The following is a 15566-nucleotide window of genomic DNA, read 5'->3' as shown; positions in this document are numbered from 1 at the left end:
CCGGGGGAGCCGCGACCGCGGATCCCTGCTGCGGAGCGGTGGCGCCGCGGCTCGCGGGCGCGCCGAGGTTGTGCGGCACGCCGGGCAGGCGGGTCGGCACCTCGGCCTCGCCCGAGACATCGCTCGGGCCGGTGACCGGGCTCGCGGTCGGCACCGGACCGGGCGTCGACTGCGGGACGGTCGCCGGGGCCGAGCCGGCCTCCTGCGGCGGGGTCCAGCTCCAGCCCTCCGGTGCGTACTCGCCGTACGCGGGACGCGGGCGCGGATCCGCCGGTGCTGCCGAGGGCTCGGGTGCTGCCGTGGGCTCGGGGAGCGCCGCGGTGTCCGGAGCGTCCGCGGCCGGTCGGTCCTCGGGACGGGGGTCCGTCACGCGCTCACCGACTTGCCGGCGGAGCCGAGCTGCTGCGCGGCTTCGACGATGCGCGCCGCCATCGAGGTCTCGGCGGCCTTGCCCCAGGCGCGCGGGTCGTACTGCTTCTTGTTGCCGACCTCGCCGTCGATCTTCAGCACGCCCTCGTAGTTGCGGAACATCGAGTCCGCGACGGCGCGCGTGAACGCGTACTGCGTGTCGGTGTCGATGTTCATCTTGATGACGCCGTTGGAGACGGCCTCGGCGATCTCTTCGGCGGTCGAGCCGGATCCGCCGTGGAAGACGAGGTCGAGCGGCTTCGCGCCCGTGCCGTACTTCGCCTGCAGGCCGTCCTGGATCTCTTTCAGCAGCGCGGGGCGCAGCTGCACGTTGCCCGGCTTGTACACGCCGTGCACGTTGCCGAAGGTGAGCGCGGTGAGGTAGCGGCCCTGCTCGCCGAGGCCGAGCGCCTCGACGGTCGCGATGGCGTCGTCGAGCGTCGTGTAGAGCTGGTCGTTGATCTCGTGGCTGACGCCGTCCTCCTCGCCGCCGACGACGCCGATCTCGACCTCGAGGATGCTGCCGATGGCGTGCAGGCGGGGGAGGAGCTGCTGGGCGAGCTCCAGGTTCTCGGCGAGCGGCACGGCCGAGCCGTCCCACATGTGCGACTGGAAGTAGGGCAGGCCGCCCTCGCGCACGCGCTCCTCGCTCGCGGCGACGAGCGGCAGGAGGAAGCCCTCGAGCGCGTCCTTCGGGCAGTGGTCGGTGTGCAGCGCGACGGTCACGTCGTAGGCCTTGGCGACCTCCTCCGCGTACTTGGCGAACGCGATCGCGCCGCCCGCGCGGTTCTTGATCGTGTGGCCGGCGAAGTAGTCGGCGCCGCCGGTCGAGACCTGGATGATGCCGTCGGATCCCGCCTCCGCGAAGCCCTGCAGCGCCGCGTTCAGCGTCTGAGAGCTCGAGACGTTGATCGCGGGGAATGCGAAACTGCCGCTCTTGGCGGCGTCGAGCATGGCGGCGTACTGTTCCGGGCTGGCAACGGGCATCGGTGCTCCTTGGCGTCGTGACGTGTCGGCCCATGGCCGCTATGCGCCTCAGTCTACGCGGTAGGCTGGAACCATGACCGAATCCCACTCGCTTGGCAACTGGCAGCCCGACCGCAACCTCGCGATGGAGCTCGTCCGCGCGACCGAGGCCGCGGCGATCCGCGCGACGCCGTTCATCGGCCGCGGCGACAAGAACGCCGCCGACGGCGCCGCCGTCGACGCCATGCGCCGCTTCCTCTCGACCGTCTCGATGGACGGTACCGTCGTCATCGGCGAGGGCGAGAAGGACGACGCCCCCTGGCTCTACAACGGCGAGCGCGTCGGCAACGGCGAGGGCGCGGCGTGCGACGTCGCGGTCGACCCGATCGACGGCACCCGCCTCACCGCCGAGGGCCGCCCCGGCGCGCTCTCGGTGATCGCGGTCGCCGATCGCGGCAGCATGTACGACCCCTCGGCCGTCTTCTACATGGACAAGCTCGTCTGCGGCCCCGACGGCGTCGGCGTCGTCGACATCCGCAAGCCGATCGGCGCGAACATCCGCGACCTCGCGAAGGCGAAGGGCGTCGACGTCTCCGACATCCGCGTCGCGGTGCTCGACCGTCCGCGTCACGAGCAGCTCATCGCGGAGATCCGCGCGGCCGGCGCCGGCACGCGCCTGCTCATGGACGGCGACGTCGCGGGCGGCGTGAACGCGGCCCGCTGGGATTCCCGCATCGACCTGTGCGTCGGCATCGGCGGCACCCCCGAGGGCATCATCACGGCCTGCGCGGTGAAGGCGCTCGGCGGCGTGATCCAGGGCAAGCTGTGGCCGAAGGACGACGACGAGCGTCAGAAGGCGATCGACGCCGGGCACGACCTCGATCGCGTGCTCGAGGCGAACGACCTCGTCGCGAGCGACAACGCCTACTTCGTGGCGACCGGCATCACCTCGGCGGACTTCGTCGAGGGCGTGCAGCGCCGCGGCCCGTTCCTGCGCGCCGAGAGCATCGTGATGCGTTCGCACTCGGGCACGATCCGCCACATCGTCAGCGACATGGATCCGGACCGCTGGAACTGATGCGCGACTGAGCGCCGCCTCGAGTCAGGACGCCCCTCGGACCCCGGTCCGAGGGGCGTCCTGCGTTCTGGGCGAGCATGGCGGCGTTCTGAGACGCCGTCTCGTCGGTGCGGCGGTCTCCGTCCGTGCTGCCGGCTTCGGCGCTTCGGCCGCCGCATCTCGGAGTTCCGCAGCTTTTCGGAGCCGCCCGTCCCGAACCGTCCGAAATCCCGCAGGTCTCCGAGGACGTGCAGCGTTCGGCGCGCCGCTCAGTAGGAGATCCGGGTTCAGTAGGAGATCCGGGTTCAGCAGGAGAGCCGGGTTCAGCAGGAAGAATCCAGCAGGATCGTCCTTCTGAACCCGAATCTCCTTCCGAAGCCAAAACCAGAGCCTCCGCGCGGCTTGGAGTCACACCACCCCAGCCCAAAAAAACGCCAGAGCCCCCTGGCACGCAGAGGGCTCTGGATCAGGGGGCTCTGGCGGAGGTCGGGTCAGTCGCGGGCGGGGTCCTCGAAGAGGGTCGGCTCGGTGCCCGCGGCGCCCGATTCCTCGGGTTCGGCGCCGGAGAGTGCCAGGCCCTCGGCCTCTTCGAGCGCTTCGGCGTCGGCGAAGACATCGCCGATGGCGGCCGAGTCGAAGGTCTCGACCGAGCGCAGCGTGCGAGTGACGGCGCGGGTGCGCACGCCCGCCTGGTGCACCGTGTTCTGCGCGGTCTGGAGCTGCTTCTCGAGCTTCTCCCACACCTGGCCGTACTTCTGGAATTCAGACTTGGCCGCGCCGAGCACCTGCCACACCTCGGAGCTGCGCTTCTCGATGGCGAGGGTGCGGAACCCGAGCTGGAGGCTGTTGAGCAGCGACATGAGCACCGTGGGCCCCGCGACCGTGATGTGGTACTCGTTCTGCAGGCGGCTGGCGAGGCCGGGCCTGCGGATCACCTCGGCGAAGAGCCCCTCGGTCGGCAGGTACATGATGGCGAAGTCGGTGGAGTGCGGCGGTTCGATGTACTTGTCGCGGATCAGCTTCGCCTGCGTGAGGATGACCCGCTCGACCACCTTGCTGGCGGCCTCGATCTGATCCTTCTCGCCGCCCTCTTGTGCTTCGAGCAGACGCTCGTAGTCCTCCTGCGGGAACTTCGAGTCGATGGGCAGCCAGACCGGGGTCTCGCCGTCGCCGCGGCCGGGCAGCTTGATGGCGAACTCGACGCGCTCGGCGGATCCCGGTCGCACGGCGACGTTCTCGGCGTACTGCTCGGGGGTGAGCATGTCTTCGAGCTGGCGCGCCAGCTGCACTTCGCCCCAGCTGCCGCGCGTCTTGACGTTGGTGAGCACGCGCTTGAGCCCGCCGACGTCGGACGCGAGGGTCTGCATCTCGCCGAGGCCCTTCTGCACCTGCTCGAGTCGGTCGCTGACCAGCTTGAACGATTCGCCCAGCCGTCGCTCGAGCGTGCCCTGCAGCTTCTCGTCGACGGTCTCACGCATCTTCTCGAGCTTCGCCTCGTTGCCCTGGCGCAGCTTCTCGAGCTCCTCGCGCAGCGTCTGCTGCAGCTCGGCCTGCTTCGACACGTGCGTCTCGGTGAGGTGCTGGATCCGCTGCGCGTTCTCGTCGAGGGCCGACTTGAGGGTCTCACGCAGCTTCTCGTCGACGGAGATGCGGACCTGTTCGAGCTTCGCCTCGTTCGCCTCGCGGAGCACCTCGAACCGCTGCTCGATCGAAGCCCTGAGCTCGCTCTGCGCCTCGGCGGCCGACTGCGCGGCCCGGTGCTGCCGGTCGCCCAGCTCCGACAGTGATCGGGCGAGGAGGTCGCGCAGTTCGCGCTGCGCCGCCGTGCGGGATTCGCGCTCGCGAATGAGCTCCTGCGCCTGCGCGGCCCCGCGAGTCTCTTGCTGCTGGTGGCCGCTCGCGATGACCTGCGCGAGTTCGCCGCGCTGCGTCGCGAGATCCTGCCGCAGCTCACCGGTGAAGGCGCGCATCTCGCCGCGCACGGCGTCGGGCGAGCCTGAGCCCGAACCCGCGCCGCCCGTGCGGCGGACGAGCAGCACGAGCATGAGCGCGAGGAGCGCGATCGTGAGCGCGCTCAGGATGATGAGGAGGAGTTCCATTGATGCACCGGTTCGCCAGGAGGACAGGGGATTCGAAGTGATTGGAGGCTATCGGGCACCTCCGACAAAGACGGGAGCCCCGTGCCGCGCAGCGCGCGACCCGGGGCTCCGATCCCTGAGGAACGATCCTCAGAGCACCTTGCTCAGGAATTCCTGCAGGCGCGGGGTCTGCGGGTTGTCGAACACCTGGGCCGGGTCGCCCTGCTCGCAGACCACGCCGTCGGCCATGAACACGACCTTGTCGCAGACCTCGCGGGCGAAGCCCATCTCGTGCGTCACCAGCACCATCGTGATGCCCGTCTTCGCGAGCTCGCGGATCACCTCGAGCACTTCGCCGACCATCTCGGGGTCGAGTGCCGAGGTGGCCTCGTCGAACAGCATGATCGCGGGTTCCATCGCGAGGGCGCGGGCGATCGCGACGCGCTGCTTCTGCCCGCCCGACAGTTGCGCGGGGCGCGCATCCGCCTTCTCCTCGAGGCCGACGCGGCGCAGCAGCGCGAGCGCCTGCTTGCGCGCTTCCTCCTTCGACCGCTTGCCCGTCTCGACCGGAGCGAGCATCACGTTCTCGACGACGGTCATGTTGGGGAAGAGGTTGAAGTGCTGGAACACCATGCCGACGTGCCGGCGCACCTCGTTGATGTCGACCTTCGGATCCATGATGTCGAAGCCGTTCGCCACCACGGTGCCCGCGGTCGGGACCTCGAGCTTGTTGAGGCAGCGCAGGATCGTCGACTTGCCGGAGCCCGACGGCCCGATGAGCGAGACGACCTCGCCGGGAGCGACCTCGAGGTCGATCCCCTTGAGGACCTCGTTCGAACCGAACGATTTGCGGAGCCCGGTCACGCTGATGCCCGCGCCGCTGACGACGACGGGGACCGTTCCGGAGGTGAGTTTGTCGCTCACTTGTTCACCTTCTTATCCACGATGTTGGCGACCCAGGTCAGCAGGGTGATCACCACGAAGTACATGATGCCCACGATGATGAGCATCTCGGTCGTGCGGTAGTTGGCCGCGTAGATCTGCTGCGCCTGGTAGAGCAGCTCGGCGAAGCCGATGGTGAGCAGCAGGGAGGAGTCCTTCAGCGTGATGACGAACTGGTTGATGATCGCCGGCGTCGAGATCTTGACCGCCTGCGGCACGACCACGCGCTGCATCGACTTGCCCCAGCCGAGGCCGAGGGATCGCGCGGCCTCCATCTGGCCCGGATCCACGGCCTGCAGGCCGCCGCGCACGATCTCGGTGAGGTAGGCACCGGAGTTCAGCGCCAGCGTCGCGGTACCGGCCCAGAACACGTTGCCCGTCACCCCGGTGAGCTGCGGCAGACCGAAGTAGAACAGGAAGGCCCAGACCAGCACCGGGGTGCCGCGGAACACGGCGACGTAGACGGCCGCGATCCCGCGCAGGGTGCGCGAGGTCGAGATCTTCATGAAGCCGAAGATGAGGCCGAGCACCATCGCGATGATGAACGCCATCATGGTGATGCGCAGGGTGTTCCAGAGGCCTTCGCCGAGCGCGGGCATCGAGTCGACGAACAGCTGGATGAACCCGGGCTGCGCCTTGGCGCCGCCGTCGGCGGTCGCCGAGGTGTCCTTCCCGAGGTAGGTCTCGAGCGTCTTCGCGTAGCTGCCGTCCGCCTTCATGCGGGCGAGGCCGTTGTTGAACGCTTCGAGCAGGTCGGCGTTCTTGCCCTTCGCCACGGCGAAGCCGTACTGGCCGCCGGGGATCTTGGCCGTGACGACCTTGAGCCCGTTGCCCTGCTCGATGCCGTACTTGAGCACGGGGTAGTCGTCGAACACGGCCGCGGCGGATCCGTTCTTCACGGACTCGATGAGGCTGGTCGACTGGTCGAGCGCCTTGACGGTGAAGCCGTACTTCTCGGAGAGCTTCTTCGCCTCCGACTCGCCTTCCGAGCCGCCCTTGGCGACGACGGTCTTGCCCTTGAGATCCTCGTAGCCCTTCACGTCGCTGTTCTTCGCGACGGCCATCTGCACGCCCGAGTCGAAGTAGGGGTCCGAGAAGTCGAAGGTCTGCTTGCGTTCGTCGGTGATGGACATGCCGGCGATGACGCCGTCGGCCTGCCCGGAGGTGACGGCCGAGACCGCGGCCTGGAACCCGAGCGACTGGATGTCGACCTGGAAGTTCTCCTCCTTCGCGATGTGGTTCAGCAGATCCATGTCGATGCCGACGAGCTTGCCGTCCTTGCGGAACTCGAACGGCGCGAACGTCGTGTCGGTCGCGATCGTGAACTTCTTGCCGCCCAGATCCATCGCGGCCGGCGCCTCGCCGCCGCTGCCCGCGGTCCCGCCGGTGCCGAGGTACTTCTCGAGGATCTTGTCGTACGAGCCGTCGGACTTGAGCGCCGCGAGCCCCTCGTCGAACGCGGCGAGCAGGTCGGCGTTCTTGCCCTTCGCCACGGCGAAGCCGTACTGGCCGCCGGGGATCTTGTCGGTCACGACCTTGAGCCCGTTGCCCTGGGCGATGCCGTACTTGAGCACCGGGTAGTCATCGAAGACCGCGGCCGCGGATCCGTTCTTGACCGATTCGATGAGGCTGGTCGACTGGTCGAGCGCCTTGACGGTGAAGCCGTACTGGCCGGAGAGCTTCTTGGCTTCGGCCTCGCCCTCGGATCCGCCCTTGGCGACGACGGTCTTGCCCTTGAGGTCCTCGTAGCCCTTCACGTCGCTGTTCTTCGCGACGGCCATCTGCACGCCCGAGTCGAAGTAGGGATCGGAGAAGTCGAAGGTCTGCTTGCGCTCGTCGGTGATGGACATGCCGGCGATGACGCCGTCCGCCTGGCCGCTCGTCACGGCCGAGACGGCCGCTTGGAATCCGAGGGACTGGATCTCGACCTGGAAGTTCTCCTTCTCGGCGATGGCGTTGAGGAGGTCCATGTCGATGCCGACGAGCTTGCCGTCCTTGCGGAACTCGAACGGCGCGAACGTGGTGTCCGTGGCGATGACGAACTTCTTGCCCTTGAGATCGGCGGTCTTCGCCGGCGCGGCGTGCGCGGGGCCCGCGGACGGGGGCGCGGCCTGCGCGGCGGATCCCGCGACCAGCATGACGAGGCCCGCGATCACCGCCCCGATCGCCAGCCGCAGGCTGAATGGATGCTTGCTCTGATGCACTGAGGGCTGCTCCTTCGTTGGAGGCTCCGCGGTCTGCGGGCCGTGGGTCCAGGGTAGGCACATCTCAGCGAACTCGCAGCCCGAGCGGATCTGCGGCGCGCCCGATCCCGGACGGGGGAGGAACCCCACCCCGGTTCCGGGGGTGCACCGGATGGGCGGTGCCGAGGCGACCCGGCAGACTGATTGACATGACCGCTCACGAACTCATCGAATCCGGCCAGGTACCCCGTACCGTCGGTTCGCATCCGCCCTCCGAGCCCGCCGCGCTCCGAGCCACCGGATACTGGGGCCTCTGGCGCGCAGCGCCGAAGACCCTCGGGATCCTGCTCCTCGCGATGCCCTTCTCGATCGTCGCCTTCGCCGTGCTCCAGACCCTGTTCCTCGTCGGTCTCGGATCGATCGTCCTGGTGTTCGGCGTCTTCCTCGTGGTCGGGGCCCTGCTCACGGCCCGGATCTTCGGAGACGCCTGGGCCGGCCTCATCGGCACCGCCGTCGACCGGCCGATCACCCGCCCCGTCCCGCCGCCCGCGCGCCCGGGCGGGCTCCTCGCCCGGCTCGGCGGGCAGCTCTCGCACGGCGCCGGATGGCGCGCCCTGCTGCACAGCGGGCTGCTGCACATGCCGCTCACCGTGGCGCTGTGGGGCATCGCGCTGATGTGGACCGTCGTCGCGGTGACCGGGCCGACCGCGTGGATCTGGAACCGGCTGATCCCGAGCAGCGGAGAGAACATCCACCTCAGCACCGTCATCTGGGATTCCGTGTTCGGCTCGTCGATGCCCGTGGATCCGCTGACCGGCGACGCGATCCTCTACGGCGTGCTCGGCCTGATCTTCCTCGCGACGCTGCCGCTCGTGCTGCGCGGCCTCGCAATGGTCGACTGGGCGGTCGCGCGCGCACTGCTCGGGGAGACCGCGGGGGATCGCCTGCAGCGCGACGTCGTGCAGCTCGAGATCGCCCGCGAACTCGCCGCCACCGAGGAGCACCGCACCCTCGGCCAGCTCGAACGCGACCTGCACGACGGCCCGCAGCAGCGGCTCGTGCGCCTGCAGATGGATCTCGCCGCGGCCGAGCGCCGCATGGCCGACGACCCGGCGGCCGTCTCCTCGCTGCTCGCCGAGGCCCGCAGCACCGCCGGCGCGGCGCTCGACGAACTGCGCGCGCTGTCCCGCGGCGTCGCCCCGCCCCTGCTGGCCGATCGCGGCCTGCGTGCGGCGCTCGAAGCGATCGCCGACGGCGCGCCTATCCCGACCCGCATGACCTGGGCCGTGGGCGAGGGCGTGACGCTCTCCGAGGTCACCGAGCGCACCGTCTACTTCATCGCGGCCGAGTGCCTCGCGAACGCCGCGAAGCACTCGGGAGCCGGACGCTTCGACCTGCACCTCGCGGACGACGCCGGCTGGGCGATCCTGACCGCGAGCGACGAGGGCCGCGGCGGCGCCATGCTGCTGCCGGGTCACGGACTCTACGGGCTCGATCAGCGGGTGCGCGGTGTCGGCGGATCCATCACCCTGTCGAGCCCCGACGGCGGTCCAACCGTGATCGTCGCCCGCATCCCCGTATCGTTGGGTGCGTGACCGACTCGCATCAGACCGAAGTCCTCGTGCCCGCGCTCCGCATCGCGCTGGCCGAGGACTCCGGTCTGCTCCGGGAGGGGCTGATCCGCCTCTTCGACGAGGCCGGGTACGAGACGGTCGTCGCGGTCGGCGACGCGGATCAGCTGCTCGCCGAGCTCGAGCAGCACCCGGTCGACCTGGTGGTGCTCGACGTCCGCATGCCGCCCGGGTTCCGCGACGAGGGTGTGCGCGCAGCGCTCGCGATCCGCGAGCGCTGGCCCGATCGCTCGGTGCTGCTGCTCAGTCAGCACGTCGAGCTCGTCTACGCGGGGGAGCTGCTCGCCGGCGATCCGTCCGGCGTCGGATACCTGCTCAAGGATCGCGTCGCCTCGCTCGACGAGTTCCGCGACGCGGTCGCCCGCCTGCGCGCGGGCGGCACGGTGCTCGACCCCGAGGTGGTGCGCGGCCTCATGCAGCGGCATCGGGATCCGGTCGAGCGCCTGACCGCGCGCGAGGGCGAGGTGCTCGGGCTCATGGCTGAGGGCAAGAGCAACCCCGAGATCGGGGCGGCGCTCGTCGTCAGCGCCGGAGCGGTCGAGAAGCACATCTCCGCGATCTTCCAGAAGCTCGGACTGACCGACGCCGCGGCCGGCCACCGGCGCGTGCTCGCCGTGCTGACCTGGCTGCGCAGCGCGGGCGAAGCCGGCTAGCCGGCTAGCCGGATCGCCCGGGCTCCGGCTCCTGCGCGCCTAGAGCTTCAGCGGGATCGCTTTGAGGGTCTGCAGGCGCAGCCCCGTCGCCTTCGCGAGCGCCGCGACGTCGTCGACGCCGTGCCGAAGGGCCGCGTCCGAGATGATCGCCGCGCAGGCCTCCGAATCGGCGAGCGCGTCGTGGTGGTGGAACTCGCCGTAGCCCGCGGCCGCTGCCGCGAGCGGGAGCCGGTGCGACGGGATGTCGTAGGTCTTGCGCGAGACCTGCACGCTGCAGAGATAGCGGAACTTCGGCGTCGGAGTCACCGTCGCCGCGCAGGATCCGCGCACCACGCCCATGTCGAAGCCCGCGTTGTGCGCCACCACGATGTCGGATCCGACGAAGTCGACCAGGTCGGGCAGCTGCGCGGCCCAATCGCGCGCGCTCTCGACCATGTCGGGCGTGATCCCGTGGATCTTGATGTTCCAGTGCTGGAACTCGCCGTGCTCGGCCGGCGGCTTGATGAGCCACTCGGCGCGCTCGACCACCCGGCCCGCGCGGACGCGCACGAGACCGACGGCGCACGCCGAAGCGGCATGGCTGTTCGCGGTCTCGAAATCGATGGCGGTGAAGTCGACTGTCACCCGAAGATCCTGACACACGCCACCGACAACTCCGTGCGAGGCCGTTTCCGACGGCTCGGATCCTGTGATTCCGGGAAGCCGCACCGATGTCCCCGCAGTGGGGCAGAATGGGCGATAGGCGCGGCGCTCGCCGCCGGAAGGAGGCGCGGCATGATCCCCGCAATCAACTACTGGGCCGTCATCGCGGCGACGCTCTCGACCATGGTCGTCGGCGCGGTCTGGTACTCCAAGGGCGTCATGGGAACCCGCTGGATGAAGCTCACCGGCGTGCAGCCCGAGGGCAAGCCGGCGATCGCGATCGTGGTGCCGCTGCTCGTCACACTGCTCGTCAGCTTCATCACCTCGTGGGCGCTGGCCTGGGTGGTCGGCATGATCACGATCCCCGGCCATTCGGCACCGGAACTCGACAACGCCGAGATCGTCGCGACCTTCGTCGCCCCCATCGACCGCTTCGCGTTCTTCGGAACCGCGCTCGTCGCCGGGATCATCCTGTGGGCCGGATTCACGGCCGCGCGCTTCATCACGCACGACGCCTTCGAGGGCCGTCCGGTCAAGCTCACCGTGCTCAACGTGGTGCACGAACTCGTCACCATCGTCGTGCTCTCGATCGTCATCGGGGTGTGGCCGCCCGCACTCGCGTAGACTGAACCCCCGTGGCTCTGACTATCGGCATCGTAGGACTCCCCAACGTGGGCAAGTCCACCCTTTTCAACGCGCTCACCCAGAACGACGCGCTCGCCGCGAACTACCCGTTCGCGACCATCGAGCCGAACGTCGGCGTCGTCAACCTGCCCGACCCGCGGCTCGACAAGCTCGCCGAGATCTTCGGCAGCGAGCGGATCCTGCCCGCACCGGTCAGCTTCGTCGACATCGCCGGCATCGTGCGCGGTGCGAGCGAGGGCGAGGGGCTCGGCAACCAGTTCCTCGCGAACATCCGCGAGGCCGACGCCATCGCGCAGGTCGTGCGCGGCTTCTCCGATCCCGACGTGATCCACGTCGACGGCGCGGTCAACCCGGCCAGCGACATGGAGACGATCAACACCGAGCTGATCATCGCCGACCTCCAGACCCTCGAGAAGGCGCTCGTGCGCTACGAGAAGGAACTGAAGAACAAGAAGATCGACGCGTCGGTCGTCGAGACGGCGAAGGCCGCGCAGGCCGTGCTGAACGAGGGCACGGTGCTCTCGCACTCCGGCATCGACCTCGAGCCGATCCGCGAACTGGGCCTGCTCACCGCGAAGCCGTTCCTCTACGTGTTCAACGTCGACGAGGAGGTGCTGCAGGACGACGCGAAGCGCGAAGAGCTCGCAGCCCTCGTGGCTCCCGCCAAGGCGATCTTCCTCGACGCCAAGATCGAGAGCGAGCTCATCGAGCTCGATCCCGCCGACGCCGCCGAACTGCTCGCGTCGATCGGCCAGGCCGAGAGCGGTCTCGACCAGCTCGCCCGCGTCGGCTTCGACACCCTCGGGCTGCAGACCTACCTCACCGCGGGCCCCAAGGAGGCGCGCGCGTGGACCATCAAGAAGGGCGCGACCGCGCCGCAGGCCGCCGGCGTCATCCACGGCGACTTCGAGAAGGGCTTCATCAAGGGCGAGATCATCTCGTTCGAGGACCTCGTCGAGACCGGCTCCGTCGCCGAGGCCCGCGCCAAGGGCAAGGCCCGCATGGAGGGCAAGGAATACATCATGCAGGACGGCGACGTCTGCGAGTGGCGTTTCCAAGCAACGTCTGGCGTGAAGAAGTAGTTCTGCATCCACAGAGGCGGCTGGGCCGCTGTGGGGGATCGCATGTTGCCCGGCATCCATCTGGGTGCCCAGCCTCGCAAACCGAACCCGAAGTCTGCTGGCGATGCGTATTGCTGGGGCTGTCTGGCCTCTCCGGGGGCTATCTATCCTTGGTGGGACTAGGACCGCGCCTCGGGTGGGCCATGGCGGCCTCTGCTCGTCAGCTTTGAGTCAAGAACATAAAACATTCGGCTTAAGACTTTCCGCCTGCGCTTGTTTTAAGAAATGAGAACCACTCGGGCTCCGGGGTAATCTAATACGGCTGAGCGCTTGTTTATCCGAGCGGCTCACGATATAATCACAATTGCATCCATCTGATGGATGTGGGGGCGCGCCTTCGGGCGCTCTGGCTACTCCGGCCCATACGGATTCGCTCCGGAATGGGAAAAGCGACGGCTGATAGACCGGGATCCATCCAAGGGTGGGGATCGGGCATCGTTCGTTTTAGGAAATATGACAGGCCCGCCCGCCAAACTCGGTCAATGAAGCCCGGACCTGGCGAGGCGACACTCCAAGAGAATTTATTGGATTCTCTGTGGGGGTAAGGGGGCCTATCTGACATCCTAAAGCTCAGAACTGATGCCCGGACGAGAAAAGTGGATGAAGCAAAGCATCCAGATTCAAAGAAATAGCCAGAGCTATGCCCAAATCTTGATCTGAGTCAAGCTGAGCATGAAGCTCAAGAACGTAAAACATGGAGAGAGGATGGAAGAACTAGAAAAGAAGGCTGGTCGTCCTTGCGAGGTCTGCCGCTCAATGAAGCGACAGGAGATCGAGGACATGATCTTCACGAACCGGCCCATTTCGCAAATATCGCAACGGTACGCGATTTCTTCCCACTCCCTCTACCGCCACATCCGCAACCACGCCGCGCCCGCCATGCAGGAGGCCTTCCGCGCCTCCGTGCAGATGAGCACCGCCAGCCTGGTCTCTCGCATGATGGATGTTGCCGACTCCGCACGGAGAATCCGCCTGAACGCGAGTTCCGAAGCGATAGCGCTCAAGGCAGGAGCGGCTGAGCTTCAAACCCTCACGGTGCTTGCTACGCGCATGGGTGTCGACGGCGACTCCACCGCGCAGATGGCCGAGGACGCGATGCTCCTGGCGGGTGTGGTCGGGAAGCTCGCCCGCGGCAATGCCGCTTTCGGAGAACGGCTCGTAGAGCACCTTGCGGAGGCTGGGGCGGACCAGATGGCCTCCATGCTCTCTGCAGCGCTCACAGAGCCGCCTGAGAGCGTTTAGGGCATGTCTCGTCTTCGCGGGTGCTGAGCGCAGATAGATGATCACTCTCTTGAATCTGTCCCGCGCATCAAGGGGCAACGACTTCTGAAGCGTTAGTCCAGTTCTAGATTTGCCTGCGCCAAGGGACCCGCGATTCGAGCGTGGAAGCGAGATTCGGTTTGCCGTAGGCCTCCACTGGCTCCCGCCCGCTCGCCTAGATCGTAGCCGGTGCAGAAGATATCTGCGCTGGCATCACCCTGAACGCCGAAGAACTCAATTGCTCCGCCGGAAAGAATCGAATTGATCGCCGCAAGCACATCATCTGAACTAAAGCATGATTCGCTAGTCGCGATGAATCTTACCAGAGTGCCGGACCCGGCAATGATCCAAACTTCATCCTCTCGAAGTGAGAGGCGTACCGTGATTTCGGAAACCGGATCCCAGACCATTGCCGAATTGGGTTCACCTTCGCAAAGGTGGGAGCAATAAATATCGCCGGCCGACTTTACGATCTCATTGAAACTTTGTCTAATTGAAGATTCCATACAATGCTCCTATTAGGATAAAATCGGCAGAAAAATGTGCGAGGATGATCCAGGAAATCGAACCATTTGAGATCTGTCGCAGTACACACATTGCCAGACCGAATGTCATGGACCATGCTACTCCAGCCAGGCCTCCAGGGGTTCCAAACAGATGAGACAGGCCAAAGCACGCAGAGACCACGAGCCACTGGCCCCAAGCCCAGGGCCTGGGGCGGAAGAGCTTGAGAAGGGCGGTTCTCCACAATAGCTCCTCGAAAATAGAGTTGACTGCGGAAACTGAAATTACGAGGCCTAATACAAAGACCGTACCGTGCTCTTGACCGGGAAGGCTTGACCACTCCAGCGATGCCCCCTTGGGGGAAAGGTGATTGCTGCCGATCTGAAAGGCGGCTACTCCTAGGATTATGATTCCGGTAGTCAGGGCTGCGGAAAGAGTCCAGAAGGGGCGAAGTGAAACAAGATTCTTTAAGTTTCGAAAACAGAAGATTGAAAGTACTACAGCTCCAAGAAGCGGGACTGCGGCGTCCCATCCAAAAACTAGTGGCGATAAAACTCCTGCAAGGGAAAGTAGAATCCCCCCCTGCTGGGGTCTCCCGGATAGGTGAGAGACCCCAGCAAGAACGAATAGCAACGCGAGCGAACCGATAACTATTGCGACGGACACTCCGCGTCCAATATATGCACCCGCGACTGCGAGGGGAGCAATTAGTGGGCTTGCTGTAGTCGCCCGAATGGCGAGAGTGCGATAGTCTGCTTTGGCAACTTCGGAATTTGTGGATGGCGGCATTCGCTTGATATTCATCGGGCCTCAGCGAACATTAACTACCTTTAGTGGTTTTTCGCACGGATTCTTGACGCCCTTGTTCTGGTCGTCGTTCGTGGTCGCCCACTCTGAGCTCTTTCCCGGAGCACCGTCGAGGGAGGCCGTGCCTCGTGACTGGGTGCGGAAAGTTCCCTTTTGACAGACGATGAATCCACTTACGCCTGTATAGGTGACGCCGTTCTTCACTGTACCAACTTTTGTAGTTGCGGCAGTGCCGCCAACGGTCACCCAAGCTTTTCCGCTCCATTTCTGGAGGCGGGTTTCGATCGATGCGCCCGTAATTTTATGTCCTTTATAAATGGTGCAGGTCATTTTGCCTTTGCCGTCAATATATCCCGCTTTTCGGGTTGACCCGTGCGGATAGTCGATAGTTATATCGCATTTTCCAATCCCGCCGGGCAGCATGGCGGAGCAACCGGCAACTTGGGACGCAAGCAGAACTGCGCCGGTGGCTGCGAGGATGAGGCGGATTCCCTTTTTCATGTTGACTAACTCCATTGTTGTCGCAAGAGGCCGCGTATCTGGATACTCGGAGACGGGGCGGGGGCCCTGGCGTCTGCTCGCACAGTACCGGTAGACGGTTCGTTCGTTCTGTTCTATTTGAGTCTTGTTACAAATTTGTGATCACTTGTCGTCCTCGCGGCGCGCAAC

At 66.4% G+C, this 15566-nt stretch carries 14 protein-coding genes and 1 pseudogene; 6 read left to right on the top strand and 9 right to left on the bottom strand.

Annotated features, from left to right (window positions below; translation table 11 throughout):
• Positions 1 to 370 (bottom strand): annotated as a pseudogene (locus XM48_RS10400) (hypothetical protein); the annotation flags it as partial.
• The gene (fbaA, locus tag XM48_RS10395; protein ID WP_046455744.1) at positions 367 to 1395 is read right to left on the bottom strand and encodes a class II fructose-bisphosphate aldolase; all 1029 of its coding nucleotides are present in this window, start codon (positions 1393 to 1395) and stop codon (positions 367 to 369) included. The pseudogene XM48_RS10400 and the gene fbaA, both read right to left, overlap by 4 nt.
• 73 nt (positions 1396 to 1468) lie before the next feature.
• Between fbaA and glpX the strand changes: the two genes are divergently transcribed.
• Positions 1469 to 2452, top strand: a complete 984-nt coding sequence (glpX, locus tag XM48_RS10390; RefSeq protein WP_046455743.1) for a class II fructose-bisphosphatase — start codon at positions 1469 to 1471, stop codon at positions 2450 to 2452.
• A 470-nt stretch (positions 2453 to 2922) separates the two neighbouring features.
• Here the strand turns inward: glpX and rmuC are convergent, their stop codons facing one another.
• The 3 genes from rmuC to XM48_RS10375 all read right to left on the bottom strand — a co-directional run bounded on the left by rmuC (position 2923) and on the right by XM48_RS10375 (position 7655).
• Entirely contained in the window at positions 2923 to 4530 is a 1608-nt protein-coding gene (rmuC, locus tag XM48_RS10385; RefSeq protein ID WP_046455742.1) for a DNA recombination protein RmuC, read from the bottom strand.
• A gap of 129 nt (positions 4531 to 4659) precedes the next feature.
• Positions 4660 to 5433 (bottom strand): amino acid ABC transporter ATP-binding protein, encoded by a 774-nt coding sequence (locus XM48_RS10380; protein ID WP_046455741.1) that lies wholly within the window; start codon positions 5431 to 5433, stop codon positions 4660 to 4662.
• Entirely contained in the window at positions 5430 to 7655 is a 2226-nt protein-coding gene (locus XM48_RS10375; RefSeq protein WP_336653371.1) for an ABC transporter substrate-binding protein/permease, read from the bottom strand. Before XM48_RS10375 ends, XM48_RS10380 begins: the two co-directional genes overlap by 4 nt.
• A 188-nt stretch (positions 7656 to 7843) precedes the next feature.
• On the opposite strand from XM48_RS10375, the gene XM48_RS10370 reads away from it, so the two are divergent.
• Positions 7844 to 9229: a sensor histidine kinase gene (locus XM48_RS10370; protein WP_046455740.1), complete on the top strand. Its 1386-nt coding sequence runs from the start codon at positions 7844 to 7846 to the stop codon at positions 9227 to 9229.
• Entirely contained in the window at positions 9226 to 9918 is a 693-nt protein-coding gene (locus tag XM48_RS10365) for a response regulator transcription factor (RefSeq protein WP_231580865.1), read from the top strand. Before XM48_RS10370 ends, XM48_RS10365 begins: the two co-directional genes overlap by 4 nt.
• 39 nt (positions 9919 to 9957) lie before the next feature.
• Here XM48_RS10365 and XM48_RS10360 read toward each other — a convergent pair whose 3' ends face one another.
• Complete coding sequence (locus tag XM48_RS10360) at positions 9958 to 10542, bottom strand: 3'-5' exonuclease (RefSeq protein WP_046455739.1); 585 nt, start codon at positions 10540 to 10542, stop codon at positions 9958 to 9960.
• Between the two features lie 150 nt (positions 10543 to 10692).
• Here XM48_RS10360 and XM48_RS10355 point away from each other — a divergent pair, with 150 nt between their 5' ends.
• From XM48_RS10355 to XM48_RS10345, 3 genes are all read left to right on the top strand, one after another.
• Positions 10693 to 11184, top strand: a complete 492-nt coding sequence (locus tag XM48_RS10355; RefSeq protein WP_046455738.1) for a DUF1761 domain-containing protein — start codon at positions 10693 to 10695, stop codon at positions 11182 to 11184.
• 11 nt (positions 11185 to 11195) lie between these two features.
• On the top strand, positions 11196 to 12287 hold the full coding sequence (gene ychF / locus XM48_RS10350; RefSeq protein WP_046455737.1) for a redox-regulated ATPase YchF: 1092 nt from the start codon (positions 11196 to 11198) through the stop codon (positions 12285 to 12287).
• Between the two features lie 711 nt (positions 12288 to 12998).
• Positions 12999 to 13568, top strand: a complete 570-nt coding sequence (locus XM48_RS10345; protein ID WP_156175024.1) for a hypothetical protein — start codon at positions 12999 to 13001, stop codon at positions 13566 to 13568.
• Positions 13569 to 13660: 92 nt separating this feature from the next.
• On the opposite strand, the gene XM48_RS17940 is transcribed toward XM48_RS10345, so the two are convergent.
• The 3 genes from XM48_RS17940 to XM48_RS17935 are packed head-to-tail and all read right to left on the bottom strand — an operon-like array spanning position 13661 to position 15398.
• Complete coding sequence (locus XM48_RS17940) at positions 13661 to 14092, bottom strand: hypothetical protein (RefSeq protein WP_156175023.1); 432 nt, start codon at positions 14090 to 14092, stop codon at positions 13661 to 13663.
• Positions 14076 to 14879: a CPBP family intramembrane glutamic endopeptidase gene (locus XM48_RS18690; protein WP_369699855.1), complete on the bottom strand. Its 804-nt coding sequence runs from the start codon at positions 14877 to 14879 to the stop codon at positions 14076 to 14078. Before XM48_RS18690 ends, XM48_RS17940 begins: the two co-directional genes overlap by 17 nt.
• 21 nt (positions 14880 to 14900) lie before the next feature.
• The gene (locus XM48_RS17935) at positions 14901 to 15398 is read right to left on the bottom strand and encodes a hypothetical protein (protein WP_156175022.1); all 498 of its coding nucleotides are present in this window, start codon (positions 15396 to 15398) and stop codon (positions 14901 to 14903) included.
• Positions 15399 to 15566: the final 168 nt, after the last annotated feature.

This window comes from Leucobacter sp. Ag1 (assembly GCF_000980875.1).
Taxonomy (GTDB): domain Bacteria; phylum Actinomycetota; class Actinomycetes; order Actinomycetales; family Microbacteriaceae; genus Leucobacter; species Leucobacter iarius.
The sequence above is the reverse complement of the archived record's forward strand: the minus strand, read 5'-3'. Positions and strand labels throughout refer to the sequence as shown.

Coding starts and splice junctions, on each gene's coding strand:
- fbaA (WP_046455744.1), bottom strand. CDS start 1,395: ATGCCCGTTGCCAGCCCGGAACAGTACGCCGCCATGCTCGACGCCGCC.
- glpX (WP_046455743.1), top strand. CDS start 1,469: ATGACCGAATCCCACTCGCTTGGCAACTGGCAGCCCGACCGCAACCTC.
- rmuC (WP_046455742.1), bottom strand. CDS start 4,530: ATGGAACTCCTCCTCATCATCCTGAGCGCGCTCACGATCGCGCTCCTC.
- XM48_RS10370 (WP_046455740.1), top strand. CDS start 7,844: ATGACCGCTCACGAACTCATCGAATCCGGCCAGGTACCCCGTACCGTC.
- XM48_RS10355 (WP_046455738.1), top strand. CDS start 10,693: ATGATCCCCGCAATCAACTACTGGGCCGTCATCGCGGCGACGCTCTCG.
- XM48_RS10345 (WP_156175024.1), top strand. CDS start 12,999: ATGAAGCTCAAGAACGTAAAACATGGAGAGAGGATGGAAGAACTAGAA.
- XM48_RS17940 (WP_156175023.1), bottom strand. CDS start 14,092: ATGGAATCTTCAATTAGACAAAGTTTCAATGAGATCGTAAAGTCGGCC.
- XM48_RS18690 (WP_369699855.1), bottom strand. CDS start 14,879: ATGCCGCCATCCACAAATTCCGAAGTTGCCAAAGCAGACTATCGCACT.
- XM48_RS17935 (WP_156175022.1), bottom strand. CDS start 15,398: ATGAAAAAGGGAATCCGCCTCATCCTCGCAGCCACCGGCGCAGTTCTG.